Origin of the sequence: Zhengella sedimenti, assembly GCF_046506625.1 — a bacterium.
Classification (GTDB): domain Bacteria; phylum Pseudomonadota; class Alphaproteobacteria; order Rhizobiales; family Rhizobiaceae; genus Zhengella; species Zhengella sedimenti.
Window position 1 is genome coordinate 509,731 of the sequence record NZ_JBKFFP010000001.1, and the last position, 24,254, is coordinate 533,984.

Here is a 24,254-nt window from a genome sequence, read left to right on the forward strand (position 1 = left end):
CCTCAGTACACACGCGCCTTGGGCGCGATCTTGGCGAGATCGATACCGTCGGCGATGAGATCGACGTGAACCGGCCGATAGGAGAGATCGACCTTGCCCTTCTCGTCCACCGTCGCCAGGGTGTGCACCCGCCAGTTGGCGTCGTCGCGCTCGGAGAAGTCCTCACGCGCATGGGCGCCCCGGCTCTCCTTGCGGGCTTCGGCCGAATAGACCGTGGTGATGGCGTTGGCCATCAGGTTTTCCAGTTCCAGCGTTTCCACCAGGTCGGAATTCCAGATCAGCGAGCGGTCCGTGACCTTCACGTCGGGCAGTTCGTCCCAGATGGCGGAAATGCGCTTGCAGCCCTGCTCCAGCGTTTCCTGCGTGCGGAACACGGCGGCTTCTTCCTGCATCGCGCGCTGCATCTTCTCGCGCAGGTTGGCCGTCGGCGTGGAGCCGCTGGCATGGCGCAGGCGGTCGAAGCGGGTGAGGATCTTCTCGCTCTGCGCCTCGTCGATGGCGGGAATGGCGCTGTCGCGGTCGATGACCTCGCCGGCGCGGATGGCTGCGGCGCGGCCGAAGACAACCAGGTCGATCAGCGAGTTCGAGCCCAGGCGGTTGGCCCCGTGCACGGAAGCGCAACCGGCCTCGCCCACGGCCATGAGGCCCGGCACCACCGCATCGGGGCTGTCCTTTGTCGGGTTCAGCACCTCGCCCCAGTAATTCGTGGGAATCCCGCCCATGTTGTAGTGGACCGTCGGCAGGACCGGGATCGGTTCCTTCGTCACGTCCACGCCCGCAAAGATCTTGGCCGATTCGGAAATGCCCGGCAGGCGCTCCGCCAGCACGGCGGGATCGAGGTGATCCAGGTGCAGGAAGATGTGATCCTTGTTCTTGCCGACGCCGCGGCCTTCGCGGATTTCCATCGTCATGCAGCGCGAGACCACGTCGCGGGAGGCAAGGTCCTTGGCCGACGGCGCGTAGCGCTCCATGAAACGCTCGCCCTCGGAATTGACCAGGTATCCGCCCTCGCCGCGCGCGCCCTCGGTGATCAGGCAGCCCGCGCCATAGATCCCGGTGGGATGGAACTGCACGAACTCCATGTCCTGCAGGGGCAGGCCGGCGCGTGCCACCATGCCGCCGCCGTCACCGGTGCAGGTATGCGCCGAGGTGGCGGAGAAATAGGCGCGGCCATAGCCGCCGGTGGCCAGCACCACCATCTTGGCGGCGAAGCGGTGAATCGTGCCGTCATCGAGGTTCCAGGCGATCACGCCCGTGCACCGGCCATCCTCGCTCATAAGCAGGTCGAGGGCGAAATACTCGATGTAGAATTCGGCATTGTTGCGCAGGGACTGGCCGTAGAGCGTGTGCAGGATGGCGTGTCCGGTGCGGTCGGCCGCCGCGCAGGTGCGCTGCACGGGCGGGCCGTCGCCATAGTTCTGCATGTGCCCGCCAAAGGGCCGCTGGTAGATCTTGCCATCCTCGGTGCGGCTGAAGGGAACGCCGTAATGCTCCAGCTCGTAGACCGCCTTGGGCGCTTCCATGGCCAGGTATTGCATGGCGTCGACGTCGCCCAGCCAGTCGGATCCCTTGACGGTGTCGTAGAGGTGCCACTGCCAGCAGTCCGGCGTCATGTTGGTCAGCGACGCGGCAATGCCGCCCTGAGCGGCGACCGTGTGCGAGCGCGTGGGGAAGACCTTTGAAATGCAGGCCGTCTTGAGACCCTGCTCGGCCATGCCGAGCGTTGCCCGCAGGCCGGCGCCGCCGGCGCCGACCACGACGACGTCGAAACGGTGGTCGACGATCTCGTAGGCGCGTCCGTTGACGGAAAAGCTCTTGTCTGTATTGGCCATCGTGACTGCGTCCTTAACCGGCGAATGCTAGCTTGAGCAGCGCGAACACCGAAATCAGGCCCACGCTCGCGATGAAGAAGGTGTTGAGCATGACAAGCAGGAACTTCCAGCCATCGGCGTGAACGTAATCCTCGATCACGACCTGCATGCCGAGCTTCATGTGATAGAGCGCGCTGAGCAGGGCGCCCATGGTCAGAAGCGCCACGAAGGGATTGGAAAGCGCGGCCCTCACGTCCTCGTAGCCGGCGCCGTTGAGCGCGATGATCAGCCCGATGAAGAAGATCGTCAGCGGGATGTTGGCCACGGCGGTGACGCGCTGGCGCCAGAAGTGTTCGGTTCCGTCCTTGGCGGATCCCAGTCCGCGGACCTTGCCAAGCGGTGTGCGCATGTCGCTCATGTCGTCTCCTCCTCAGCGCGCCAGATAGCCGACGATCCAGACAAGGACCGTCAGGACGGCAGCGGCGACCGGCTGCATCTTCGCGACGCGGGTGGCGAATGTCTTCTCGAAGCCGAGACCCATGTCCCAGAACAGGTGCTTGATGCCGCCGAGCATGTGGTGGATCAGCGCGAAGGTGAAGCCGAACAGGACCAGCCGGCCGAGGAAGGATCCGTAGATTCCGTTCACCCAGTCGAAATAGACCGGGCCCGAAGCGGCCGCGATCAGCCACCATGCGACCAGGATCGTGCCGCCATAGAGCGCGACGCCCGTGATGCGATGGCTGATCGACATCACCATGGTCGGGATCGGCTTGTAGATTTGCAGATGCGGCGACAACGGCCGCGCGCGCTTCAAGGCGTCCTTGCTCACTTTTTCCCCCATCGGGCTGGGCCGGTCGGACGCGGCGGGTTCAGGTACCCGTCGGCGGCCGGCAAGGTTCTGCGATCCCGGGCTTTCTAGTCCTGTTTTTGCACCGCGTCAAAGGCCGCAACCCAATCGATCGATGATTCATTGGTCTGATATGCGATATCCCGCCGCCACGCCAAGGGGTTCAATCGTTTGAAGTTTTTACCGGGGCGAAAAGGCGGGGAACGACCATTCACGCGGGTTCAGCGCCGGCAGTTCAAGGGCGGCTTTCCCGTCACGAACCACAGGGCCTCGCGTCCGTTGAAGACGACGGCATAGAGGCCCTCGCCATAGCGTTCGCGCGAGCCGGGCGGAGAGGCGGGAAGCGTCACGTCCACGCCGCGCGGCGACCGGACCTCGATGGCGTCACCGGTCCGGCGCACCGTCATCGTGCCGCCGCCATCGCAACGCCACGTCGTCAGGGCGGGCTGCACATTGGAGGCGGCCGATCCGAGGCCCGCCCCGCCGGCCATGCAGGCGGACAGGACCGGGGCGAAAAAGACAAGCGGAATCAGGCGAATCGGTTTCATCGTTTCGTTATCAGCCATCTGCGCGGCGAGGAAAAGCCGGGGGGATCACTTGTCGTCGAACCGGATGATGAAGCTGGACCAATCCGCCGGCGCGGCAATGCGTTCATAGAGCTTGCGCCCGTCCTCGGGCTGCCGCGGGGCATGAAGATGCAGCTTCGACCAGCCACGCTCCTCCGCCTGGTCGGCCAGGACGTCGACGAGCGCCTTGGCGATGCCCTTGTTGCGATGGTCGTGGTGCACATAGATGTGATCGCACACGCCCATGCGCAGGCCCGACACCGGCTCAGGCACATCATAAAAGATCAGGAACCCGACCAGCTCGCCGTCGATCCTGGCACCGAGCACCTCGGCCGTGCGGTCCTGCAGGATCTGCTCGGCGTAGAATTCGTCCGGCCGGCGGGGCGCTCCACGCTTCAGCGCCTGCGAATAGGCTGCCAGAAGCGGTGCGAACGCGTGGGCGTCCTTCAGGCGAAGGATCTGGATGTCGATGGTGTGCTGCTCGCTCATGGCCGTTCGGTCGCCTCTGCTGGAAAACGTCGCCTTGCGGGATGCCGCAGTTAACCATGACTGTCAATTGCGCGAAATGCACTGAACTTTCGCGCGTGACAAAGGTTAACGAAGCGTTAATGTTCCACGCATGGGGAAGCTGCGGCAAACCGAGTGAAAAAGGAGGACGCGCCATGCGTTCCATCAAGCGTATCATGAGTTCCGGCCTTGCAGGGGCCGCTGCCCTGTCCGGCCTTCTTCTGCTCTCGTCCGGCGCACAAGCCGGGCGGATCGGCGAGGTGTCCTATTCCGATTCCTTCGGCAACCTCGTCATCATCAGTCCCTCGGGCTACAAGCGAATCGTCGTGGGCCAGGGCGATCTCGCCGATGCCGGCGCCGGCAGCCTGCCCGACGTTGTCTATTTCGACGAGCCCGTCCATGCGAGCAGCCAGCACCGCTTCCCGGAAGCCGCCTACCGGTGCTCCGGCGGAGCGGCGGTCTATCGCGGCCGCAGCTACATGTACGGCCTGTCGCGCGACGAGGTCGCGGTCCTGAGAAACGGCTGCCGCTGACGCCTAGGCAAAGACCCCGGTCTCGGGCGGCGGCGGGACGTAGCGGTTCATGGCACGAAGGCAGACCGGCGGCGCGCCGGGCTTGCGCGCGTGGTAGAGTGCCTCGGCAGCGCGATCCTGCAGCGCGCTGAACGGTTCGTCGCCCGCGCGGATTGCCACGCCGGCGATGATCATGATTCCGTTTGTCCTGGCGATGGCGTCGGCCAGCCCGCCGCACCAGCCACGGACCGCCGCGGCGTCGCCGTTCTGGATGAGCACGCCGATGCGGGCATCCGAGGCACGGAAGGCGGTCATGGTGTCCGACAGCCGGTCCGGCAGCAGACGAACCAGGCCTTCCAGTTCGGCCCGGAGCCGCTGTTCGCTTTCGAACCCGGGATAGGCGTTCTTCACGACCGGTTCGATCAGCGCCAGGGCGATGGCCCCGCCTTCGGTGGCGATGCTCGTGAACCGGTCCTCGGCCCCTGCCCGGGTCATGAAGCCCGTTTGCGGGTCAAGGGCATAACGCTGCCGGACATCCTGCAGCAGCCGCGCGCCGATGAGCCAGATCATCGTTCCCGCGAGCGTCAGGCCGGTCGTGGCCTGGATGAAGAGGATGAGCGCTCCGTATGTCGTGGCGAGGAAATGCGACGGGGATTCGCCGACACCGCCGGTGAACATCGCCAGGGCGGGCCGGATGCCGAACTGCAGGGCGAACAGTGTCAACGCCATCGCGAAGGCGCGGTCCATTGAGGTCCGGCCCCTGAGCCAGGCGATCACGGCACCAATGCCCGCCATCAGCAGGTAGGGCGCCTGGTAGACGGTCTGGCGGAACAGGGAGTCGCGGTCCATGTCGATGATGAGCAGGTTCACGATCAGCGCCGCGGCATAGAAGACGATAACCACACGCCAGTTGAAAGGGCTTGCGTAATAGGCCGCGACACCGGCCGAAAGGAACATCAACCCGCCCAGATGCGCGGCGAACAGCAGGAAACGGGGCAGGTGTGCATTGTCGAACCAGACCAGCGATGCCTCGAAGCCGCCCGAGATGACGGCCAGCGCGCTGGCAATGATCAGCAACAGGGCCTCCGGCCGCCGTCCCTGCCACCAGGAGGCCGCGAGAACCGCGAAGACCATGAAGGCAATGGCGCTGTTGAGGAACAGCAGATAACCGGCCATCAACCTACCTCCGCCAGTCTTGAGGCCTGGCGTGGTCCGACAGCCTCCCTGACCGGCTTCGCAGCCTGCTTGTCACCACTCGCCACGTGTTTCTCCCCGGAATTTTCCGCGACCCTAGCCGGGGACAGGTTAGGGATTGGTTAGAGGCGGCAGCGACAGGACAAGAAAAAAGGCCTGCGCACGACGCGCAGGCCTTTCTGAAAAGCCGGCAAACGACCGTGGCTGACGGTCATTCCCAGTCGCGGATGTCCACGAAGTGGCCGGCAATCGCCGCCGCCGCGGCCATGGCCGGGGAGACCAGGTGGGTGCGGCCCTTGAATCCCTGCCGGCCCTCGAAATTGCGGTTCGAGGTGGAGGCGCAACGCTCGCCCGGCTTCAGGCGGTCGTCGTTCATCGCCAGGCACATGGAGCAGCCCGGCTCGCGCCATTCGAAGCCTGCATCCAGGAATATCCGGTCCAGTCCCTCGGCCTCGGCCTGTTCCTTCACAAGGCCGGAACCCGGCACGACCATGGCGTTGACGCCCTCGGCCACCTTGCGGCCCTCGACGACCTTGGCGGCGGCGCGCAGATCCTCGATGCGGCCGTTCGTGCAGGATCCGATGAAAACCCGGTCGATGGCAATGTCGGTGATCTTCGTGCCAGGCGTCAGGCCCATGTATTCCAGAGCGCGCTTCTTGGAGGCGCGCTTGGTTTCGTCGGCGATGTCGTCCGGGTTCGGCACGACGCCGGTCACCGACACCACGTCCTCGGGCGAGGATCCCCAGGAAACGATCGGCGGGAGGTTGGCGGCGTCGAGGACGACGACCTTGTCGAAATGCGCCCCCTCGTCGGTATGCAGCGTCTTCCAGTATTCGAGCGCCATGTCCCAGGCCTTGCCCTTCGGCGCCCGCGGCTTGTCCTTGATATAGGCAAAGGTGGTCTCGTCGGGTGCGATCAGGCCGGCGCGCGCGCCGCCCTCGATGGTCATGTTGCAGACCGTCATGCGCCCTTCCATGGACAGCGAGCGGATCGCCTCGCCGGCAAACTCGATGACGTGACCCGTGCCGCCGGCGGTGCCGATCTCGCCGATGATGGCGAGGATGATGTCCTTGGCGGTGACGCCTTCCGGCAATTGCCCGTCGACGCGCACCAGCATGTTCTTCGCCTTGGACTGGATCAGCGTCTGCGTGGCCAGCACATGCTCCACTTCCGAGGTGCCGATGCCATGCGCCAGCGCGCCGAAGGCACCATGCGTGGAGGTGTGGCTGTCGCCGCACACGATGGTCATGCCAGGCAGGGTGAAGCCCTGTTCCGGACCGACGATGTGGACGATGCCCTGCCGCTTGTCGGCCTCGTTGTAGTATTCGATGTCGAAGTCGCCGGCATTCTTCGCCAGGGCTTCCACCTGGATGCGGCTTTCCTCGTTCTTGATGCCGGTCTTGCGGTCCGGCGTGGTCGGGACGTTGTGATCCACGACGGCGAGCGTCTTTTCCGGATGGCGCACCTTGCGGCCGGCCATGCGCAGGCCCTCGAAGGCCTGCGGGCTCGTCACCTCGTGAACAAGATGCCTGTCGATGTAGAGCAGGCAGGTGCCATCGGCCTGGCGGTCGACGACGTGATCGTCGAAGATCTTGTCATAGAGGGTGCGCGGTGCGGTCATGGCGAAAGTCCTCATTGGTCATGGATCGGGGGCGGCCCCGTCTTTTTCTCGCGTCATATGGACTCGCAGCATGTGCAGCGTCAAGGATCAAGCAGGCTTGCGGGCGTGGGCAAGAAATACCGATTGCATTGCCGGCAGGCCGGGAGTAACGGCGCGGCTGATGCGACCGGCCGCGCAGCGCCCTTTCCGGCCTTCGGACGAAACCCCATGATTCCCATGCCCGTCGCCCAAGGCCGCCATGCCCTCATGGATGCGGCCCGTGGCTTTGCCATTCTCGGCATCCTCTGGCTCAACATCTTCATCTTCGCACTGCCGCTCGATGCCATGGGTGCGCCCGGCATGTGGGGCGAGACCATGTGGGGACCGGTCGATCCCAATGTCGAGGTCTGGCGGTTCGTCGGGATCGCCGTGGACGGCGTCATGCGCGGCATGATCTCGGTGCTCTTCGGCGCGACCGCGCTGATCCTGCTCGCCCGCGCCGACAGCGCAGGGGGCGGCCTCGCGGCACTCGATCCATGGTACCGGCGCCAGGTCGCGCTCATCGGTTTCGGCGTGATCCATGCCTATCTGCTGCTCTGGCCCTACGACATCCTCTACCTTTACGGCCTGTTCGGGCTGTTCCTGTTCCCGGTGCGCAACTGGCCGGTGCGAAGGCTCTGGATCGTGGCTTCGGTCATGATGGCCATGTCGGCCATCCAGGGCGGAGCGGAAATCTCGCCGCTGATGGAACAGCGCCTGGAAATGCGCAACACGTTCAGCAAGGACGAGGTCATGGAAAACCGGGCCGGCGAACCGCTGCGCCAGCAGGTGGATCCGTCGTCCGTCGACGAGGGAACCACCCGCGGCATCGCCGGTTCCGGCACGCAGGGCGATGGGCAGGCGTTGCCCGCCGATGAAGGCGACGCCGAACTCGCCCAGATGCTGGAAAACATCGAAAGCGAGATCATCGAGCGCCAGCAAGGCTATGTCGACAATGTCATCTCGCTGGCGCCGCTTTCCTTCCAGGAGCAGACGAGCGAGGTGATCGTCCATCACATCCTCGATGTCTATACCTTCATGCTGATCGGCCTGGCGCTGCTGAAGAGCGGCTTCCTGACTGGGGGCTGGAGCCTGAAGGCCTACCGGCGTCTCGCGGCGGGCGGGATTGCCGCCGGCACCGCGATCGGATGGTTCACGGGCAGCCGTTTCGCCGACGGATCGACGGCGGCCATGCTGTCGGACAGCCTGTTGCCCTATGTCTACGACATCCGGCGGCTGTGCTTCGTTTTCGGCTTCTTTTCGGTCCTGGCGCTGCTGCTCGCCTCCGGGCGCGCGCGCTGGTTCACCAGCCGCCTGGAGGCCTGCGGGCGGCTCGCCCTGACGCTCTATATCGGCCAGACCGTGGTCAACATGGTCCTGTTCCTCGGCTTCGGCTTCGGCCTGTTCGGCCGCCTGGAGCATATCGACATCGCGGCCATCGCGCTGGTCATGACGCTGGTGCAGTTTTTGGCAGCGCCGGTCTGGATCAGGCTGTTCGGGCAGGGGCCGCTGGAACGCCTTTTGCGGCGAATCGCCCATGGCCGGGCCGAGGCGGCGCCCGGATCGGCGGCAGGCAGCCGGACATGAAAAAGGCGCGGCCCGCATGAACGGGCCGCGCCTTTCAAAAGACGCGTGGGAAAGGGCGGGGTGATTACTCGCCCTTGGCCTCGGCGTTCTGCTCGGCGGCAGCGGCCTCGGCAGCCTCGGCGGCGGCCTTCTCGGCGGCCAGCGCCTCGGCGGCGGCGACCTTCTCGGCCTCAAGGCGGGCGCGCTCGTCGGCCTGGGCCTTGCGCTCGGCATCGTTCAGCTTGCGCGAACGGGCATTGGTGTTCTCGGTGATGCGGGCAGACTTGCCGCGGCGGTCACGCATGTAATAGAGCTTGGCACGGCGCACCTTGCCGCGGCGGACCACTTCCACGGCCTCGACCATCGGCGAGAAGACCGGGAACACGCGCTCCACGCCTTCGCCGTAGGAAATCTTGCGAACCGTGAAGTTCTCGTTCAGGCCGGAACCGGAACGGGCGATGCAGACGCCTTCATAGGCCTGCAGGCGGGTGCGCTTGCCTTCGGTCACGCGGACCTGAACGCGAAGGGTGTCGCCGGGCGAAAACTCCGGCAGCTTGCGCTGGGCTTCGATCTTGGCGGCCTGTTCGGCCTCGAGCTGACGAATGATATCCATCGTCCTGTCCTCTTGTTCTTGGGCACGTCAGAGCGCCGCCTTCCGAAGTCCCGATGACCGCGATGAAGGGCCGGGCACATGCCGGCATGGCGAATTCACATGGTCTGTTGCTTGCGAGGAAGCCCGATCATGCCCGGACTTCGGGCGCGTCCATACACGCTTGCGGGCGTCTTGTCACGGCCTGCGCCGAAAAAACTGCCTCAACGCCGATTTTCCGTGTCAACGGGAAGGCTTCCGGCTAGGGAAGCGCCATGACGATCACGACAGCCATCCTCCTTTTCCTCGCCGGCCTGTTTTCAGGCATCATCAACGCCATTGCGGGCGGCGGCACGTTCCTGACCTTCGGCGCGATGACGCTGGCCGGCGTTCCGCCGATCGCGGCGAACGCCACGTCTTCCATCATACAGTTCCCCGGCTACATCACCTCGGCGCTGGCCTACCGGAGCGAGATCCGGCGCGAGTGGAAGGCTGTCGCCATTCTTTCCGCCATCTCGCTCGTCGGCTCCCTTGGCGGGGCGCTGTGGCTGCTGTCGCTGTCCAACCCGGCCTTTTCCAGCCTCGTGCCCTGGCTGCTGATCGCCGCCACGGCGCTGTTCGCCGCCGGGCCCTACCTGAAGCCGAAGGCATCGGGCGAACATCCGCCCCATTCGCTGAGGGGCAATGCGCTGCAATTCGTCACCTCGATCTATGGCGGTTTCTTCGGCGCGGGCATGGGCGTGATGATGCTCGCCTCGCTCAGCCTGGCGACCGGCGGCGCCTATCATCGGCTGAACGCCATCAAGAACGCGCTGTCCATCGTCATCGCCGCCGTCGCCATCATCGTGTTCACGGCCGGTGGCGCGATTTCCTGGGTGCACGGGCTGATCATGCTGCCCGGCGCCGGGCTTGGCGGGTGGATGGGTGTCTGGTTCGCCCGGCGCGTGCCGCAGGGCGTGCTGCGCTGGCTGGTGATCGCCATCGGCCTGTTCCTGGCCGGCTATTACTTCGTACGCGGCTGAAGCAGGTTCGGGCGCCGGGCGGCGGTGAGTTTCTCCGCCTGTTCGCGCCGCCACGCCTCGATCCTGGCATGGTTGCCGGACGTCAGCACCTCGGGGATGGCGCGGCCCTCGAAGACGGCCGGCCGCGTGTAATGGGGATGCTCCAGCAGCCCGGTCTCGAAGCTTTCCGTCTCGCCCGACTGCGCATTGCCCATGACACCGGGAAGCAGGCGGATCACCGCGTCGAGCAGCACCTGCGCGGCCACTTCGCCGCCGGAGAGGATGTAGTCGCCGATGGAGACTTCCTCCAGGCCGCGCGCCTCGATCACGCGCTCGTCCACGCCCTCGAACCGTCCGCAGACGATCACCGCGCCCTCGCCCTGCGCCAGGTCGCGCACGCGCGCCTGCGTCAGCGGGCGACCACGCGGGCTCATCAGCAGGCGCGGCCGGGCGTCGCCGTCCGGCGAGGCCGCGTCGATGGCGCGCGCCAGCACGTCGGGTTTCAGCACCATTCCGGCGCCGCCACCGGCCGGCGTGTCGTCAACCGAGCGGTGGCGGTCGAGCGCGAAATCGCGGATCTGCACCGTCTCCAGCGACCAGGCGCCTGTCTCCAGCGCCTTGCCGGCCAGCGCCAGGCCCAGCGTTCCGGGGAACATGTCGGGATAAAGGGTGAGGACGGTCGCCCGGAAGGTCATGCCTCGGGCTCCGCACCGTCATCCTCGTCGCCGGTGTCCACCAGTCCGGCGGCAACGGGCTCGATGGTGACGAAACCGCCCGCCACATCGACCACCGGCACGGCGGCCATGGTGAAGGGGATGAGCACGCCCTTGCGCCCGCCCAGCGTGATTTCCAGCAGGTCGCCGCCGCCGAAGTCCTGCAGCGCGGTGACCTTGCCGAGCGTCTTGCCGTCGCCGTCGCGCACCTCCAGCCCCACGAGGTCGGCATGGAAGAACTCGTCCTCCTCCAGGTCCTCGTCGGGCAGGGCGTCGCGGGCGACAAGCAGTTCCACGCCGTTCAGCGCCTCGGCCTGCTCGCGCGTGGTCACGCCCCTGAACCGCACGACGACGACCGTCTTGGCAGGGCGCACGTCCAGCACCTCGTAGAGGCGGCCTTCGGCGTCATGCAGCGGGCCGTAATCGCCGATCGCCAGCGGATCGGCGGTGAAGCTTTTCACGCGCAATTCGCCACGCACGCCGTGGGGCGCGCCGATCACGGCCATGCGCACGTCTTTTCCGTTTTTCTTCATGCCGCCTGATTACGCGCTTCGGCGGCCGAATCAAGCATTCGCTAACCGTCGCCGTGCAAACTCCGCTCATGACCCAGCCCGGATTGCCTCTCTTCGCGACGCAGGACCTTCTTGACCATCGCCGGCAATGGCTGGCGGAACTGGTGGGAACGCGCCGCCTTTCCCGCCTGACCGTCGAGGCCTATGAGCGCGACACCCGCCAGTTCCTTGCCTTCCTGACCGGCCATCTCGGCAATCGCGCCGGCGTGACGGACATCGCGGCGTTGAAGCCGGCGGACCTGCGCGCCTTCTTGGCATCCCGCCGCGCGAGCGGCACCGGCGCGCGATCCACCGGGCGCAACCTCGCCGGCCTGCGGTCCTTTTTGCGTTTCCTCGAAAAGCGCGGGCTGGCCAATGCCGCCGGCGCCCGCGCGGTGCGGGCGCCGCGCCAGCCCAAATCGCTGCCGCGCCCGATCGGCGCCAGCGATGCGCTGCGCGTCGTCGATGCGGGTGAGCAACTGAACGCGGAGCCGTGGATTGCCGCGCGCAACGCCGCCGTCCTGTCGCTGCTCTATGGCTGCGGCCTGCGCATCTCGGAAGCGCTCGCGCTTGACGGCGGGGATCTGTGCGACCCGGCGCAGACCAGCTTTCGCGTCACCGGCAAGGGCGGCAAGACGCGCATCGTGCCGCTGCTGCCTGCCGTTCTCGAAGCGGTCGCCGCCTATCGCCGGCTCTGCCCATGGGATCTGGCGCCCGGAACGCCGCTGTTTCGCGGGGCGCGCGGCGGCCCGCTCAACCCGGCGGTCCTGCAGCGCGACATGGCGCGGCTCCGTGCCGCCCTCGACCTGCCCGACAGCGCGACACCGCACGCGCTGCGCCATTCCTTCGCCACGCATCTGCTCGGCCGGGGCGGGGACCTGCGCGCGATCCAGGAACTGCTCGGCCATGCGAGCCTTTCCACGACACAGGTCTATACGGGCGTGGACGCGGCGCGCCTGCTCGATATCTACGACACCTATCATCCGCGCGCCTGATCGCGCGGATTCGCCGGCCCGGATTAACCGCATCTTTGCGCTTGACCGGCCAGAATGGCCACCATGAGACACGCTGAACACATCGCCGACATGGTCTGCCTGGGCGGCCTGCGCCTGCTGGGCGCCCTGAACATGCTCCTGCTTGCCGCCTTCCTCGCGACGCTGGTGCTGCTGGCGCCGAAGGCGCGGGCGGGGGACCTTCCCGAATGCAGGGGCCGCAACCTCGTTGCGGAAATGAGTGAACAGGATCCGGCGCGCCTTGCCGCCATCCGTCAGGAGGCTGCCGGAACGGTGAACGGGACGGGCCTTCTGTGGCGCGTGGAAAAGGCTGGAACCGATCCATCCTGGCTGTTCGGGACGATGCATCTGACCGATCCGCGGGTCATCGAGCTTACGCCCCGTGCGCGCGATGCCTTCGAACGGGCGGGAACGGTCGTGGTCGAGGCCGTCGATGCGCTCGACCCCAAGGCGGCGGCCGCGGTCCTGATGCAGCATCCCGGCCTGATGATGTTCACCGACGGCTCGAAGCTGAGCGATCTGCTGGCGCCAGAGGATCGCGCCCGCGTGGCCGATCAACTGGAAAAGCGCGGCATGCCGCTTATGGCCGTCGAGCGCATGAAGCCCTGGGTGGTCTCGTCCGCCCTGGCGCTGCCGGCCTGCGAAATGGCGCGCAAGCAGGCTGGCGCCCCCTTCCTCGACGCCTTGCTGGCACAGGACGCAAAGGCCGCGGGCAAGGAATTGCTCGGGCTGGAAACCATCGTCTCGCAACTGGAGGCGATGAACTCCCTTCCGCTTCAGGCCCATGTCGACGGGCTTGTCTCGACGCTCGCGCTTGGCGACCGGCTGGACGATGCGATCGAAACGATGATCGTTCTCTACGAGACGGAGGACCTGGGCATGATCTGGCCGGTGCTCGAGGCGATCACGCCCGACCAGCCGGGCGCGGAGGAAAGCTACGCGGCGTTCGAAAAGATCATGGTCACCACCCGCAATCACGGAATGGTTGCCAATGCCGGGCCGATCCTCGACAGGGGCAATGCCTTCATCGCTGTCGGCGCGCTGCACCTTCCGGGCGAGGAAGGCGTGGTCGAACTGCTGCGCAAGGCGGGCTACACCGTCACGCGCGCGGAATAAGTGGCGGCGGGCTTTATGCGTACGGCCCGCCAACCGGCGGATTGCCGTTGCCCATGAACCGGGCTAGGCTGACCCTGCGTAATGACCATGCAAGGGAGTATGCCATGAAGACCCTTCTTGCCTCGATTGCCATCCTGGGCTTCGGCCTGTCGGCGGCCCATGCCTGCCCGATGCACAGTGCCGAAGCGCATGACACGATGACGACAGCCAGCATTTCCAGCGATACCGCGCCGATGTCGACCCGTTCCGACAGCCTTCAGGGCACTGGCGACGAAGCCACCGTCGTCGGCGACAAGGCCGGCGATCCGGTGGTCAAGGAAGACAAGGCCGACTAAGGCGTGTAGTCCGGATCCCCGCTGCAACGGATAACGGCCGCATCCGCGATGCGGCCGCCGTCTGCGTCTGACCGTCAGGAATGGATCGGCTTGGCGAAGGTTGCCATCGCCGCTTCCTTGACGGCTTCGGACATGGTCGGATGGGCATGGCAGGTGCGGCCGAGATCCTCCGACGATCCGCCGAATTCCATCAGCACCGCCGCCTCGTGGATCATCTCGCCGGCGCCGAAACCCATGATGTGGACGCCGAGCACGCGATCCGTCTTCGCATCGGCCAGCACCTTCACGAAACCGTCCGTCTGCTGCATGGCGCGCGCGCGGCCATTGGCGGAAAAGTTGAACTTGCCGGCCTTGTAGTCGACGCCGGCCTTCTTCAATTCGTCTTCGGTGCGGCCGACCGATGCCACTTCCGGCTGGGTGTAGACCACCGAAGGGATGACGTCGTAATTCACATGGCCATGCTGGCCCGCGATGATTTCGGCGACGGCCACGCCCTCGTCCTCGGCCTTGTGCGCCAGCATCGGCCCGCGAATGACGTCGCCGATGGCGTAGATACCGTGAACAGAGGTCTGGAAGCGGGAATTGACATCCACCCGGCCGCGCTCGTCCAGCACGACGCCGGTCTCTTCGAGGCCGAGGCCTTCGGTATAGGGTTTGCGGCCGGTCGAGACCAGCACGACATCGGAGGCAATCGTCTCGGCGTCGCCGCCCTTGACCGGCTCGAAGGTAATTTCTGCGCCTTTTCCGGATTTCTCCACCTTCGTGACCTTCGCCCCAAGCTTGAAGCTCATGCCCTGCTTGGCGAGCACGCGCTGGAACTGTTTCGAAATCTCGCTGTCCATGCCGCCAAGGATGGAATCGAGATATTCGACGACCGTGACCTTCGCACCGAGGCGCGCCCAGACCGAACCCAGTTCGAGGCCGATCACGCCGCCGCCGACAACGGTGAGGCTCTCGGGAACCTTCGCCAGGGCGATGGCGCCAGTTGACGAGATGATCGTCTCCTCGTCGATCTCGACATTGACGCCGGGAATGCCGGCCACGCCGGAACCGGTCGCGATGACGATGTTCTTTGTCTCGATCTCCTGCACCTTGCCATCGTCGCCGGTGACGGAGAGCCTGCCTTCGCCCAGCACCTTGCCGGTGCCGCGGAAGGCGTCGATCTTGTTCTTCTTCAGGAGGAAGGCGACGCCGTCGACATTGGCCTTCACCACGGCGTCCTTGTGGCCCATCATCTTGTCAAGGTTCAGCTTCGGCGCCGGCACCTCGATGCCGAGCGTATCGAAGGCGTGGCCCGCCTCGGCGAACATTTCCGAGGCGTACAGGAGCGCCTTGGAAGGAATGCAGCCCACATTCAGGCAGGTGCCGCCATGGGTGGCGCGCTTTTCCACCACGGCCACCTTGAGTCCCAGTTGCGCGGCCTTGATCGCGCAGACATAGCCTCCGGGGCCGGTTCCGATAATGACGACATCATAAGCCATGGGTCATGTCCTTCCTGTTTGGTGGCGCGCTGTCTCAGCGACCGCCCGCAATGTCGAGAATGGCGCCCGTCACGTAGGACGCCCTGTCTGAGAGAAGATAGAGAACGCCGTCGGCGATCTCGTGCGCCTGGCCCTCGCGCTTCATGGGCAGTCCGGCACGGACCTGCGCGACACGGTCGGGTTCGCCGCCGGAGGCATGAATGCCGGTGGCGATGATGCCGGGGCGCACCGCATTGACGCGGATGCCCTCGGCGGCCACTTCCAGCGCGAGCCCCTTGGTAAAGGTGTCGATGGCCCCCTTGGAGGCGGCATAATCGACATACCAGCCGGGACTGCCGAGCCTTGCGGCGGCAGACGAAAGGTTGACGATGACGCCGCCATGGCCGCCATGGGCGGTCGACATGCGCTTCACGGCCTCGCGGGCGCAGAGCATGGAGCCGATCACGTTGATGCGGAACATGCGCTCCAGCCGCGCCGCACTCATCGCCTCGACGCGCGCCATGCGATCCACGACGCCGGCATTGTTGACCAGTCCGTCGAGACGGCCCCAGCGGCGGTCGACGGCCTCGAAGATGGCAAGGATATCGGCTTCCCGCCCGACATCGCCGGGAACGGCGATGGCCTCGCCGCCGGCTTGCGCGATCTGTTCGGCCACGAGATCGGCCGCGCGCGCGTTGGACACGTAGTTGACTGCCACGCGCCAGCCCTCGCGCGCCGCGCCGAGCGCCACCGCGGCGCCGATGCCGCGGGACCCGCCTGTCACCAGAAGCACCTTGCCGTCAGTCATTCCTGGCACCCCGCGAGCCTGAAGATTTCCGCCGGCGGCTGTTCCGGCCCGTCATCGCCAAAGGCGGGATGCCGCCAGACCGAGGCCGCGAAATTGGGCAGCAGGACCGCCAGCGCCGCAGTTTCGCCCGCCGCAGGCAGTTCGCGCAAGCCGCCTTGCGCATCCGCCGCATAGACCACCGAGCGGTAGACGATGCAGGCGGCCAGTTCCTCGCCGGTCACGTCGCCTTCCGGGCAATTGACCGGGAGCACCATTTCCGGCTGGCCAAGCGCCGCGCCCGGCTGGACATAGGCCGTCACTGGCGCTCCATCGCGCATCAGGATACGGATTTCGTGGCTCATCGCCATGGCCTGGCCGCCGGCCACGAATTCCAGCGCGGTCCGGCCGCCGGCGCTTTCATAGACCGCCAGTTCCTGCGGGCAGGCGGCGAGGGCAGGCACCGCGAGCGATGCCATGCCAAGCGCCCATGCAACCCGCAGGACCATTGTCCGTCTCCCGCCGTCCGGGATCAAAGATCGAGGACCAGGCGTTCCGGATCCTCCAGGCTTTCCTTCACGCGCACCAGGAAGGTCACGGCTTCCTTGCCGTCGACGATGCGGTGATCGTAGCTCAACGCCAGGTACATCATCGGGCGGATGACGATCTGTCCGTTCACGACCATGGGACGCTCCTGGATCTTATGCATGCCGAGGATGCCGGACTGCGGCGCATTGAGGATGGGCGTCGACATCAGCGAGCCGTAGACGCCGCCATTGGAGATGGTGAAGGTGCCGCCCTGCATGTCGGCCATGGTCAGCGTGCCGTCGCGTCCGGCCTTGCCCAGCCGTCCGATTTCCTTCTCGATCTCTGCGATCGACATCTGGTCGGCATCGCGCACCACCGGAACGACAAGGCCCTTGTCGGTGCCGACGGCCACGCCGATATGGCAGTAGTTCTTGTAGATGATGTCGGTGCCGTCGATCTCGGCATTGACGGCCGGGATTTCCTTCAGCGCATGGGTCACCGCCTTGGCGAAGAAGCCCATGAAGCCCAGCTTCACGCCGTGCTTCTTCTCGAAGATATCCTTGTACTTCTTGCGCAGCTCCATCGTCGCCGTCATGTCCACCTCGTTGAAGGTGGTCAGCATGGCGGCCGTGTTCTGTGCGTCCTTGAGGCGGCGCGCGATGGTCTGGCGCAGGCGGGTCATCTTGACCCGCTCCTCGCGTGCCTCATCGTCGCCGGACGACGGGGCGCGGGCCGCGGCCGGAGCGGCAGCGGGCGCCGAGCCGGTGCCCTTGTTGATGGCGTCGAGCACGTCGCCCTTGAGCACCTGGCCGCGCTTTCCGGATCCGGAGACCTGGGAGGCGTCGAGACCCTTTTCCGCCATCAGCTTGGCAGCGGACGGGGCGGCGGGCATGTCGCCGCTGCGGGCGTCTTCCATGCCTTTCGACACCGTCTCGGAACCCGACGGCGCCGGCTTCGGCATGTCTTCGGCCTTGGGCTCCGGCTTCTTCTCCGCAGCAGGCGCCGCGGCGGCGCCCTCACCCTCGCCGATCATGCCGAGCAGGGCGTTGAGCTCCACGGTCTCGCCTTCCTTGGCGGTGATCTCGGTCAGCTTGCCGGCGGCGGGCGCGGGCACTTCCACGGTCACCTTGTCGGTTTCCAGTTCCACCAGCGGCTCGTCGGCGGCGACGGCATCGCCAACCTTCTTGAACCACTGGCCGATGGTGGCCTCGGTCACGGATTCGCCCAGTGTCGGGACGCGGATTTCTGTAGCCATGGGTTTTGTCCTGTTCCTGAACGGTTTTTCTTATTCGCCGAGCGCGTCTTCGAGGAAGGCGGCGAGCTGTTCGAGATGTTTCGACATCAGGCCGGTGGCCGGCGAGGCCGCGGCCGGGCGGCCCGTGTAGCGCACACGCTGATGCTTGGCGTCGATATGCGCCAGCACCCATTCCAGGTAGGGGTCGATGAACGACCAGGCGCCCATGTTCTTGGGCTCTTCCTGGCACCACACCATCTCGGCATTGCGGAAACGGGTGAGTTCGTTGATCAGCGCCTTGGCCGGGAAGGGGTAGAGCTGTTCGACGCGCAGCAGGTAGATGTCGTCGATGCCGCGCTTCTCGCGCTCTTCCAGCAGGTCGAAATAGACCTTGCCGGTGCACAGCACGACGCGGCGGATCTTGGAATCCTTGACCAGCTTGACCGGGCCGTCCTTGTGAAGCTGGGCATCGTCCCAGAGCAGACGGTGGAAGGCGCTCTCGCCGCTCATTTCCGACAGGGTCGAAACCGCCCGCTTGTGGCGCAGCAGCGATTTCGGCGTCATCAGGATCAGCGGCTTGCGGAAATCGCGCTTCAACTGCCGGCGCAGGATATGGAAGTAGTTGGCAGGCGTCGTGCAGTTGGCGACCTGCATGTTGTCTTCCGCGCAAAGCTGCAGCCAGCGTTCAAGGCGGGCGGAGGAGTGCTCCGGCCCCTGACCCTCGTAGCCGTGCGGCAGCAGGCAGACGAGGCCGGACATGCGCAGCCACTTGCGTTCGCCCGACGAGATGAACTGGTCGAACACCACCTGCGCGCCGTTGGCAAAGTCGCCGAACTGGGCTTCCCAAAGCGTCAGCGCGTTCGGCTCGGCCAGCGAATAGCCGTATTCGAAGCCGAGCACGGCCTCCTCGGAGAGCATCGAGTTGATGACCTCGTAATTGGCCTGACTGGAGCCCAGATTGTTGAGCGGGATGTAGCGGGTCTCGTCGCGCTGGTCATAGAGTACCGAATGGCGCTGGCTGAACGTGCCGCGCTCGCAATCCTGGCCCGACAGGCGCACCGGGTTGCCTTCCAGCAGGATGGAGCCGAAGGCGAGCGCCTCGGCCGTGGCCCAGTCGATGCCCTCGCCGGACTCGATCATCGCGGCGCGGTTGTCCAGAAAGCGCTTGATGGTGCGGTGCACCTCGAAACCTTCGGGAACCTCGGCCAGCTTGCGGCCGATTTCCTTGAGCGTCTTGGCCGGCACGGCGGTCTTGCCGCGGCGCTGTTCGTCGGCCGAATCGGCGGTGCGCATTCCGGACCACACGCCGTCGAGCCAGTCGGCCTTGTTCGGCTTGAAGGAATTGCCCGCGTCGAACTCGGCTTCGAGATGGGCGCGCCAGTCGGCCTTCATCTTCTCCACTTCGCCCTCGGTGATCAGCCCCTCGGCGATCAGCTTCTCCGAATAGAGCTGGACCGTGGTCTTGTGGGCGCGGATCTTCTTGTACATCAAGGGCTGCGTGAACGCCGGCTCGTCACCCTCGTTGTGGCCGAAGCGGCGGTAGCAGAACATGTCGATGACGACCGGCTTGTGGAAGATCATCCGGAATTCGGTCGCCACCTTGGCGGCATAGGTCACCGCCTCCGGGTCGTCGCCGTTCACGTGGAAGATCGGCGCCTCGATCATCTTCGCCACATCGGAGGGATAGGGCGAGGAGCGCGAGAAACGCGGATTGGTGGTGAAGCCGATCTGGTTGTTGATGATGACATGGATCGTGCCGGCGACGCGGTGGCCGCGCAGCGCCGACAGGCCAAGGCATTCCGGGACCACGCCCTGTCCGGCAAAGGCCGCATCGCCATGCAGGAGAAGCGGCAGCACGGCCGCGCGGGCTTCCAGCGGCAGCACCTCCTCGCGCTTGCGGCCGAAATGCTGGTCCTGCTTTGCGCGGGCCTTGCCCATGACGACCGGATTGACGATCTCCAGGTGCGACGGGTTGGCCGTCAGCGACAGGTGCACCTTGTTGCCGTCGAACTCGCGGTCGGAGGAAGCGCCGAGGTGGTATTTCACGTCACCGGAGCCCTCGACATCGTCTGGCGCGAAGGAACCGCCCTTGAATTCGTGGAACACGGCGCGGTGCGGCTTGCCCATCACCTGGGTGAGAACGTTGAGACGGCCGCGATGGGCCATGCCGAGAACGATCTCCTTCATGCCCATGTTGCCGCCGCGCTTGATGATCTGTTCGAGCGCGGGGATCAGTGCCTCGCCGCCATCGAGACCGAAGCGCTTGGTGCCCTTGTATTTCACGTCGATGAACTGCTCGAAGCCCTCCGCCTCGATCAGCTTCTGAAGGATCGCCTTCTTGCCCATCTCGGTGAAGGCGACACCCTTGTCGGGACCCTCGATGCGTTCCTGGATCCAGGCCTTCTCCTCCGGGTTGGAGATGTGCATGAACTCCACGCCCATCGTCGAGCAATAGGTGCGCTTGAGGATGTCGAGCATCTGGTTGATGGTGGCGAACTCGAGACCCAGAACGTGGTCGATGAAGATCGGCCGGTCGTAGTCGTCCGGGGAGAAGCCATAGGCCTCCGGAGACAATTCGTTGTAGTCCTCCTTCAGGCCGGCGATGCCGAGGGGATCGAGATTGGCGTGCAGGTGGCCGCGCATGCGGTAGGCGCGGATCATCATGATGGCGCGCACGGAATCGCGCGCCGCCTTGGCCACTTCCTCCGCGCTCATGCCCTTGGCACCGGTCGCCGCGGCGGCCTTTTCCTTGAGCTTCGCGGTCATGTGGCCCTCGACCTGGCCCCAGTCGCCATCGAGCGCCGAAACCAGTTCGCCATTGGCGGCGATCGGCCAGTTGTCGCGCTTCCAGGAAGCGCCGCGGGCATTCTTGCGAACGTCTTCCGCGTCGTCCTGGAGCTGCGAGAAGAATTCGCGCCATTGCGCGTCGACCGAGGACGGGTCGTCCTGGTAGCGGGCGTAAAGCTCGTCGATATAGGCGGCATTTCCGCCATAGAGGAACGAGGTCTGCTCGAAGATGTCGTTGGCCTGGTCGTTTCGTGCCATGAGCGTTTCCGGACGTTGTGTCCGGCTCCTTGATGATCGCGGGCGGCGCCTGACCGGCGCATGTCTGCTCCGCTCGTTTCCCTCCGGGGATGGCCCCGGGCCCGATCGCCCGGCCCGGGGCCTTGTTCGGGTCAGGGCGTCATTCGCCCTTGAGAACCTTCACCAGCGTGCTGCCGAGCTGGGCCGGTGACGGCGAGACGCGGATGCCGGCGGCTTCCATGGCCGCGATCTTGTCTTCCGCGCCGCCCTTGCCGCCGGAAATGACCGCGCCAGCATGGCCCATGGTGCGTCCGGGAGGCGCCGTGCGGCCCGCGATGAAACCGGCCATCGGCTTCTTGCGGCCCTTCTTCGCCTGCTCGGTGAGCCATTCGGAGGCTTCCTCCTCGGCCGAACCGCCAATCTCGCCGATCATGATGATCGATTCGGTTTCCGGATCGTCGAGGAAGAGGTCGAGCACGTCGATGAACTCGGTGCCCTTGACCGGGTCGCCGCCGATGCCGACAGCCGTCGACTGGCCGAGACCGGCATTCGTGGTCTGGAACACGGCCTCGTAGGTCAGCGTGCCGGAGCGCGACAGGATGCCCACCGAGCCCTTCTTGAAGATGTTGCCCGGCATGATGCCGATCTTGCACTCATCGGGTGTCAGGACGCCGGGGCAGTTCGGGCCGATCAGGCGCGAGGACGACTTGTCGAGCACGGCCTTCACCTTGACCATGTCCTGCACCGGGATGCCCTCGGTGATGCAGACGATGAGGGGGATTTCCGCCTCGATGGCCTCGATGATGGCGGCCGCGGCACCTGCGGGCGGCACGTAGACGACCGACGCGTCGGCGCCGGTGGCCGCCTTGCCCTCGGCGACGGAAGCGAAGATCGGCAGTTTCTCGCCGCCCTTGCCTTCCCAGGTCTCGCCACCCTTCTTGGGATGGATGCCGCCGACCATCTGCGTGCCGTGATAGGCCAGCGCCTGTTCGGTGTGGAAGGTGCCGGTCTTGCCGGTCAGGCCCTGGACCAGGACCTTGGTGTCCTTGTTGATGAGGATGGACATGGGTGTCAGGCTCCCTTCACGGCGGCGACGATCTTCTGCGCCGCGTCGTCGAGATCGTCGGCCGCGATGACGTTGAGACCGGATTCGTTGATGATCTTCTTGCCCAGGTCGACATTGGTGCCTTCCAGGCGCACGACCAGCGGCACCTGCAGGCCGACTTCCTTCACGGCCGCGACAACGCCCTCGGCGATGACGTCGCACTTCATGATGCCGCCGAAGATGTTGACGAGGATGCCCTTCACGTTCGGGTCGGCGGTGATGATCTTGAATGCCGCGGTGACCTTTTCCTTGGACGCGCCGCCGCCGACATCGAGAAAGTTCGCCGGCTCGGCGCCGTAGAGCTTGATGATGTCCATGGTGGCCATGGCAAGGCCGGCGCCGTTGACCATGCAGCCGATATTGCCGTCCAGCGCGACATAGGCGAGGTCGTACTTGGAGGCCTCGATTTCCTTCTCGTCCTCTTCCGTCTTGTCGCGCAGGGCGACGATGTCGTCGTGGCGGAAGAGCGCGTTGTTGTCGAAGGAGACCTTGGCGTCGAGCACGCGCAGGTGGCCGTCGGTCATGACGATCAGCGGATTGACCTCCAGCAGGCTCATGTCCTTTTCGGTATAGGCCTTGTAGAGGATCGGAAACAGCTTCATGCCGTCCTCGCGGGCCGCGCCTTCCAGCTTCAGCGCGTCGCACAGCGCGGCCGCGTCGGCTTCCGTCACACCGGTGTCCGGATCGATCGCCACGGTGACGATCTTTTCCGGCGTTTCCTCGGCCACGGCCTCGATGTCCATGCCGCCCTCGGTGGAGACCACGAAGGCATTGCGGCCGACGGTGCGGTCGACGAGGATGGACAGGTAAAGCTCGCGGTCGATATCGGCGCCGTCCTCGATGTAGAGGCGGTTGACCTGCTTGCCGGCCGGACCGGTCTGCTTGGTCACCAGCGTGTTGCCCAGCATCTCGTTGGCGTTGGCGACAACCTCTTCCACGGACCTTGCCAGGCGCACGCCGCCCTTGGCATCGGAAGGCAGTTCACGGAACTTGCCCTTGCCGCGGCCGCCGGCATGGATCTGCGACTTGACCACGTAGAGCGGGCCGGGCAGCGACTTCGCCGCGGCTTCGGCCTCGGAGGCCTCGAAAATGGCGACGCCGTCAGCGACGGGCGCGCCATAGCCTTTCAGGACCTGCTTGGCCTGATACTCATGGATATTCATGGAATCCCTCTCCTCAGTCCTTCAGCTGCGGCGCGATGTTCTGGCAGGCCTCGCAGAGGCCGGCGACCGCGCTGACAGACGTCTCGAACATCTTCTCTTCGCTCTTGGTGAATTCGAGTTCGACGACGCGCTCGACACCATCGGCGCCGATGACCACCGGAACGCCGACATACATGTCCTTCACGCCGTATTCGCCGTTGAGATAGGCGGCGCAGGGCAGGACGCGCTTCTTGTCCTTCAGGTAGGATTCGGCCATGGCGACGGCGGAGGCGGCCGGCGCATAATAGGCCGAGCCCGTCTTGAGCAGCCCGACGATCTCGCCGCCGCCCTTCCGGGTGCGCTCGACGATGGCGTCCAGCTTGTCCTTTGAGGTCCAGCCCATCTTGACCAGGTCCGGCAGCGGGATGCCCGCGACGGTGGAGTAACGCGTCATCGGCACCATGTCGTCGCCGTGGCCGCCCAGCGTCATGGCGGAGACATCCTCCACCGACACGCCGAATTCCTCGGCAAGGAAGTAGCGGAAGCGGGCGGAGTCGAGGACGCCTGCCATGCCGACGACCTTGTTCTTCGGCAGGCCGGAAAACTTCTGCAGGGCCCAGACCATGGCGTCGAGCGGATTGGTGATGCAGATGACGAAGGCGTCGGGAGCATATTTCCTGATGCCGGCGCCGACCTGTTCCATGACCTTCAGGTTGATGCCCAGCAGGTCGTCGCGGCTCATGCCCGGCTTGCGCGGCACGCCGGCGGTGACGATGCACACGTTTGCACCCTCGATGGCGGCATAGTCGTTCGCGCCGGTGAAGCGCGCGTCGAACCCGTCGACAGGAGAGGATTCCGCGATGTCGAGCCCCTTGCCCTGCGGAATGCCTTCGGCGATGTCGAACAGGACGACGTCGCCCAGTTCCTTCAGGCCGATCAGATGGGCGAGCGTGCCGCCGATCATGCCCGAGCCGATCAGCGCGATCTTGTTGCGTGCCATGTGCTAGTTTTCCCTTT

General features: G+C 65.7%; 24 protein-coding genes. 6 read left to right on the forward strand and 18 right to left on the reverse strand.

Features of this window, described 5'->3' with window-relative positions:
* Positions 1-2: 2 nt before the first annotated feature.
* The 5 genes from sdhA to ACLB6G_RS02600 form a co-directional block, all read right to left on the reverse strand.
* Positions 3-1,832, reverse strand: coding sequence for a succinate dehydrogenase flavoprotein subunit (gene sdhA, locus ACLB6G_RS02580; protein ID WP_410354542.1), 1,830 nt, complete (start codon positions 1,830-1,832; stop codon positions 3-5).
* Between the two features lie 13 nt (positions 1,833-1,845).
* Positions 1,846-2,229 (reverse strand): succinate dehydrogenase, hydrophobic membrane anchor protein, encoded by a 384-nt coding sequence (sdhD, locus tag ACLB6G_RS02585; RefSeq protein WP_410354543.1) that lies wholly within the window; start codon positions 2,227-2,229, stop codon positions 1,846-1,848.
* A 12-nt stretch (positions 2,230-2,241) separates the two neighbouring features.
* The gene (gene sdhC, locus ACLB6G_RS02590; RefSeq protein WP_410354544.1) at positions 2,242-2,652 is read right to left on the reverse strand and encodes a succinate dehydrogenase, cytochrome b556 subunit; all 411 of its coding nucleotides are present in this window, start codon (positions 2,650-2,652) and stop codon (positions 2,242-2,244) included.
* 227 nt (positions 2,653-2,879) lie between these two features.
* A complete protein-coding gene (locus tag ACLB6G_RS02595) occupies positions 2,880-3,206 on the reverse strand; it encodes a hypothetical protein (protein ID WP_410354545.1) in 327 nt (108 codons plus the stop codon).
* Between the two features lie 45 nt (positions 3,207-3,251).
* On the reverse strand, positions 3,252-3,713 hold the full coding sequence (locus ACLB6G_RS02600) for a GNAT family N-acetyltransferase (protein WP_410354546.1): 462 nt from the start codon (positions 3,711-3,713) through the stop codon (positions 3,252-3,254).
* A gap of 173 nt (positions 3,714-3,886) precedes the next feature.
* Here ACLB6G_RS02600 and ACLB6G_RS02605 point away from each other — a divergent pair, with 173 nt between their 5' ends.
* Positions 3,887-4,264, forward strand: coding sequence for a hypothetical protein (locus tag ACLB6G_RS02605; protein ID WP_410354547.1), 378 nt, complete (start codon positions 3,887-3,889; stop codon positions 4,262-4,264).
* A gap of 3 nt (positions 4,265-4,267) precedes the next feature.
* Here ACLB6G_RS02605 and ACLB6G_RS02610 read toward each other — a convergent pair whose 3' ends face one another.
* Together ACLB6G_RS02610 and leuC are read right to left on the reverse strand one after the other, a co-directional pair.
* Positions 4,268-5,419 (reverse strand): hypothetical protein, encoded by a 1,152-nt coding sequence (locus tag ACLB6G_RS02610; protein WP_410354548.1) that lies wholly within the window; start codon positions 5,417-5,419, stop codon positions 4,268-4,270.
* A 229-nt stretch (positions 5,420-5,648) separates the two neighbouring features.
* The gene (gene leuC, locus ACLB6G_RS02615; protein WP_410354549.1) at positions 5,649-7,058 is read right to left on the reverse strand and encodes a 3-isopropylmalate dehydratase large subunit; all 1,410 of its coding nucleotides are present in this window, start codon (positions 7,056-7,058) and stop codon (positions 5,649-5,651) included.
* 207 nt (positions 7,059-7,265) lie between these two features.
* On the opposite strand from leuC, the gene ACLB6G_RS02620 reads away from it, so the two are divergent.
* Positions 7,266-8,663 (forward strand): DUF418 domain-containing protein, encoded by a 1,398-nt coding sequence (locus ACLB6G_RS02620; RefSeq protein WP_410354550.1) that lies wholly within the window; start codon positions 7,266-7,268, stop codon positions 8,661-8,663.
* 64 nt (positions 8,664-8,727) lie between these two features.
* Here the strand turns inward: ACLB6G_RS02620 and rplS are convergent, their stop codons facing one another.
* The gene (rplS, locus tag ACLB6G_RS02625) at positions 8,728-9,255 is read right to left on the reverse strand and encodes a 50S ribosomal protein L19 (protein ID WP_410354551.1); all 528 of its coding nucleotides are present in this window, start codon (positions 9,253-9,255) and stop codon (positions 8,728-8,730) included.
* 251 nt (positions 9,256-9,506) lie between these two features.
* Here rplS and ACLB6G_RS02630 point away from each other — a divergent pair, with 251 nt between their 5' ends.
* Positions 9,507-10,253, forward strand: coding sequence for a sulfite exporter TauE/SafE family protein (locus tag ACLB6G_RS02630; RefSeq protein ID WP_410354552.1), 747 nt, complete (start codon positions 9,507-9,509; stop codon positions 10,251-10,253).
* Here ACLB6G_RS02630 and trmD read toward each other — a convergent pair.
* Both trmD and rimM read right to left on the reverse strand, forming a co-directional pair.
* Positions 10,235-10,927, reverse strand: a complete 693-nt coding sequence (gene trmD / locus ACLB6G_RS02635; protein ID WP_410354553.1) for a tRNA (guanosine(37)-N1)-methyltransferase TrmD — start codon at positions 10,925-10,927, stop codon at positions 10,235-10,237. The two genes, ACLB6G_RS02630 and trmD, sit on opposite strands and share 19 nt — an antisense overlap.
* The gene (gene rimM / locus ACLB6G_RS02640; RefSeq protein ID WP_410354554.1) at positions 10,924-11,478 is read right to left on the reverse strand and encodes a ribosome maturation factor RimM; all 555 of its coding nucleotides are present in this window, start codon (positions 11,476-11,478) and stop codon (positions 10,924-10,926) included. Before rimM ends, trmD begins: the two co-directional genes overlap by 4 nt.
* A 68-nt stretch (positions 11,479-11,546) precedes the next feature.
* On the opposite strand from rimM, the gene ACLB6G_RS02645 reads away from it, so the two are divergent.
* The 3 genes from ACLB6G_RS02645 (at position 11,547) to ACLB6G_RS02655 (ending at position 13,960) form a co-directional block, all read left to right on the forward strand.
* Positions 11,547-12,491, forward strand: a complete 945-nt coding sequence (locus tag ACLB6G_RS02645) for a tyrosine recombinase XerC (RefSeq protein WP_410354555.1) — start codon at positions 11,547-11,549, stop codon at positions 12,489-12,491.
* A gap of 63 nt (positions 12,492-12,554) precedes the next feature.
* Positions 12,555-13,625 carry a TraB/GumN family protein gene (locus ACLB6G_RS02650; protein WP_410354556.1) on the forward strand — a complete coding sequence of 357 codons (1,071 nt, stop codon included), beginning with the start codon at positions 12,555-12,557 and terminating at the stop codon, positions 13,623-13,625.
* 104 nt (positions 13,626-13,729) lie between these two features.
* Positions 13,730-13,960, forward strand: a complete 231-nt coding sequence (locus ACLB6G_RS02655; RefSeq protein ID WP_410354557.1) for a hypothetical protein — start codon at positions 13,730-13,732, stop codon at positions 13,958-13,960.
* A gap of 74 nt (positions 13,961-14,034) precedes the next feature.
* Here the strand turns inward: ACLB6G_RS02655 and lpdA are convergent, their stop codons facing one another.
* The 8 genes from lpdA to mdh form a co-directional block, all read right to left on the reverse strand.
* Positions 14,035-15,441, reverse strand: a complete 1,407-nt coding sequence (lpdA, locus tag ACLB6G_RS02660; protein ID WP_410354558.1) for a dihydrolipoyl dehydrogenase — start codon at positions 15,439-15,441, stop codon at positions 14,035-14,037.
* 34 nt (positions 15,442-15,475) lie between these two features.
* On the reverse strand, positions 15,476-16,228 hold the full coding sequence (locus tag ACLB6G_RS02665; protein ID WP_410354559.1) for an SDR family oxidoreductase: 753 nt from the start codon (positions 16,226-16,228) through the stop codon (positions 15,476-15,478).
* Positions 16,225-16,713: a hypothetical protein gene (locus tag ACLB6G_RS02670; RefSeq protein WP_410354560.1), complete on the reverse strand. Its 489-nt coding sequence runs from the start codon at positions 16,711-16,713 to the stop codon at positions 16,225-16,227. Before ACLB6G_RS02670 ends, ACLB6G_RS02665 begins: the two co-directional genes overlap by 4 nt.
* 23 nt (positions 16,714-16,736) lie before the next feature.
* The gene (gene odhB / locus ACLB6G_RS02675) at positions 16,737-17,987 is read right to left on the reverse strand and encodes a 2-oxoglutarate dehydrogenase complex dihydrolipoyllysine-residue succinyltransferase (protein ID WP_410354561.1); all 1,251 of its coding nucleotides are present in this window, start codon (positions 17,985-17,987) and stop codon (positions 16,737-16,739) included.
* Positions 17,988-18,017: 30 nt separating this feature from the next.
* The gene (locus ACLB6G_RS02680; RefSeq protein ID WP_410354562.1) at positions 18,018-21,011 is read right to left on the reverse strand and encodes a 2-oxoglutarate dehydrogenase E1 component; all 2,994 of its coding nucleotides are present in this window, start codon (positions 21,009-21,011) and stop codon (positions 18,018-18,020) included.
* A gap of 139 nt (positions 21,012-21,150) precedes the next feature.
* Positions 21,151-22,056, reverse strand: a complete 906-nt coding sequence (gene sucD, locus ACLB6G_RS02685) for a succinate--CoA ligase subunit alpha (protein WP_410354563.1) — start codon at positions 22,054-22,056, stop codon at positions 21,151-21,153.
* A gap of 5 nt (positions 22,057-22,061) precedes the next feature.
* A complete protein-coding gene (sucC, locus tag ACLB6G_RS02690) occupies positions 22,062-23,258 on the reverse strand; it encodes an ADP-forming succinate--CoA ligase subunit beta (RefSeq protein ID WP_410354564.1) in 1,197 nt (398 codons plus the stop codon).
* A 13-nt stretch (positions 23,259-23,271) separates the two neighbouring features.
* Positions 23,272-24,237: a malate dehydrogenase gene (gene mdh, locus ACLB6G_RS02695; protein WP_410354565.1), complete on the reverse strand. Its 966-nt coding sequence runs from the start codon at positions 24,235-24,237 to the stop codon at positions 23,272-23,274.
* Positions 24,238-24,254 lie beyond the last annotated feature (17 nt).

What these genes read in the sequence shown, in the direction of transcription:
- sdhA (WP_410354542.1), bottom strand. Translation starts at nt 1,832, where the DNA reads ATGGCCAATACAGACAAGAGCTTTTCCGTCAACGGACGCGCCTACGAG.
- sdhD (WP_410354543.1), bottom strand. Translation starts at nt 2,229, where the DNA reads ATGAGCGACATGCGCACACCGCTTGGCAAGGTCCGCGGACTGGGATCC.
- sdhC (WP_410354544.1), bottom strand. Translation starts at nt 2,652, where the DNA reads ATGGGGGAAAAAGTGAGCAAGGACGCCTTGAAGCGCGCGCGGCCGTTG.
- ACLB6G_RS02595 (WP_410354545.1), bottom strand. Translation starts at nt 3,206, where the DNA reads ATGAAACCGATTCGCCTGATTCCGCTTGTCTTTTTCGCCCCGGTCCTG.
- ACLB6G_RS02600 (WP_410354546.1), bottom strand. Translation starts at nt 3,713, where the DNA reads ATGAGCGAGCAGCACACCATCGACATCCAGATCCTTCGCCTGAAGGAC.
- ACLB6G_RS02605 (WP_410354547.1), top strand. Translation starts at nt 3,887, where the DNA reads ATGCGTTCCATCAAGCGTATCATGAGTTCCGGCCTTGCAGGGGCCGCT.
- ACLB6G_RS02610 (WP_410354548.1), bottom strand. Translation starts at nt 5,419, where the DNA reads ATGGCCGGTTATCTGCTGTTCCTCAACAGCGCCATTGCCTTCATGGTC.
- leuC (WP_410354549.1), bottom strand. Translation starts at nt 7,058, where the DNA reads ATGACCGCACCGCGCACCCTCTATGACAAGATCTTCGACGATCACGTC.
- ACLB6G_RS02620 (WP_410354550.1), top strand. Translation starts at nt 7,266, where the DNA reads ATGATTCCCATGCCCGTCGCCCAAGGCCGCCATGCCCTCATGGATGCG.
- rplS (WP_410354551.1), bottom strand. Translation starts at nt 9,255, where the DNA reads ATGGATATCATTCGTCAGCTCGAGGCCGAACAGGCCGCCAAGATCGAA.
- ACLB6G_RS02630 (WP_410354552.1), top strand. Translation starts at nt 9,507, where the DNA reads ATGACGATCACGACAGCCATCCTCCTTTTCCTCGCCGGCCTGTTTTCA.
- trmD (WP_410354553.1), bottom strand. Translation starts at nt 10,927, where the DNA reads ATGACCTTCCGGGCGACCGTCCTCACCCTTTATCCCGACATGTTCCCC.
- rimM (WP_410354554.1), bottom strand. Translation starts at nt 11,478, where the DNA reads ATGAAGAAAAACGGAAAAGACGTGCGCATGGCCGTGATCGGCGCGCCC.
- ACLB6G_RS02645 (WP_410354555.1), top strand. Translation starts at nt 11,547, where the DNA reads ATGACCCAGCCCGGATTGCCTCTCTTCGCGACGCAGGACCTTCTTGAC.
- ACLB6G_RS02650 (WP_410354556.1), top strand. Translation starts at nt 12,555, where the DNA reads ATGAGACACGCTGAACACATCGCCGACATGGTCTGCCTGGGCGGCCTG.
- ACLB6G_RS02655 (WP_410354557.1), top strand. Translation starts at nt 13,730, where the DNA reads ATGAAGACCCTTCTTGCCTCGATTGCCATCCTGGGCTTCGGCCTGTCG.
- lpdA (WP_410354558.1), bottom strand. Translation starts at nt 15,441, where the DNA reads ATGGCTTATGATGTCGTCATTATCGGAACCGGCCCCGGAGGCTATGTC.
- ACLB6G_RS02665 (WP_410354559.1), bottom strand. Translation starts at nt 16,228, where the DNA reads ATGACTGACGGCAAGGTGCTTCTGGTGACAGGCGGGTCCCGCGGCATC.
- ACLB6G_RS02670 (WP_410354560.1), bottom strand. Translation starts at nt 16,713, where the DNA reads ATGGTCCTGCGGGTTGCATGGGCGCTTGGCATGGCATCGCTCGCGGTG.
- odhB (WP_410354561.1), bottom strand. Translation starts at nt 17,987, where the DNA reads ATGGCTACAGAAATCCGCGTCCCGACACTGGGCGAATCCGTGACCGAG.
- ACLB6G_RS02680 (WP_410354562.1), bottom strand. Translation starts at nt 21,011, where the DNA reads ATGGCACGAAACGACCAGGCCAACGACATCTTCGAGCAGACCTCGTTC.
- sucD (WP_410354563.1), bottom strand. Translation starts at nt 22,056, where the DNA reads ATGTCCATCCTCATCAACAAGGACACCAAGGTCCTGGTCCAGGGCCTG.
- sucC (WP_410354564.1), bottom strand. Translation starts at nt 23,258, where the DNA reads ATGAATATCCATGAGTATCAGGCCAAGCAGGTCCTGAAAGGCTATGGC.
- mdh (WP_410354565.1), bottom strand. Translation starts at nt 24,237, where the DNA reads ATGGCACGCAACAAGATCGCGCTGATCGGCTCGGGCATGATCGGCGGC.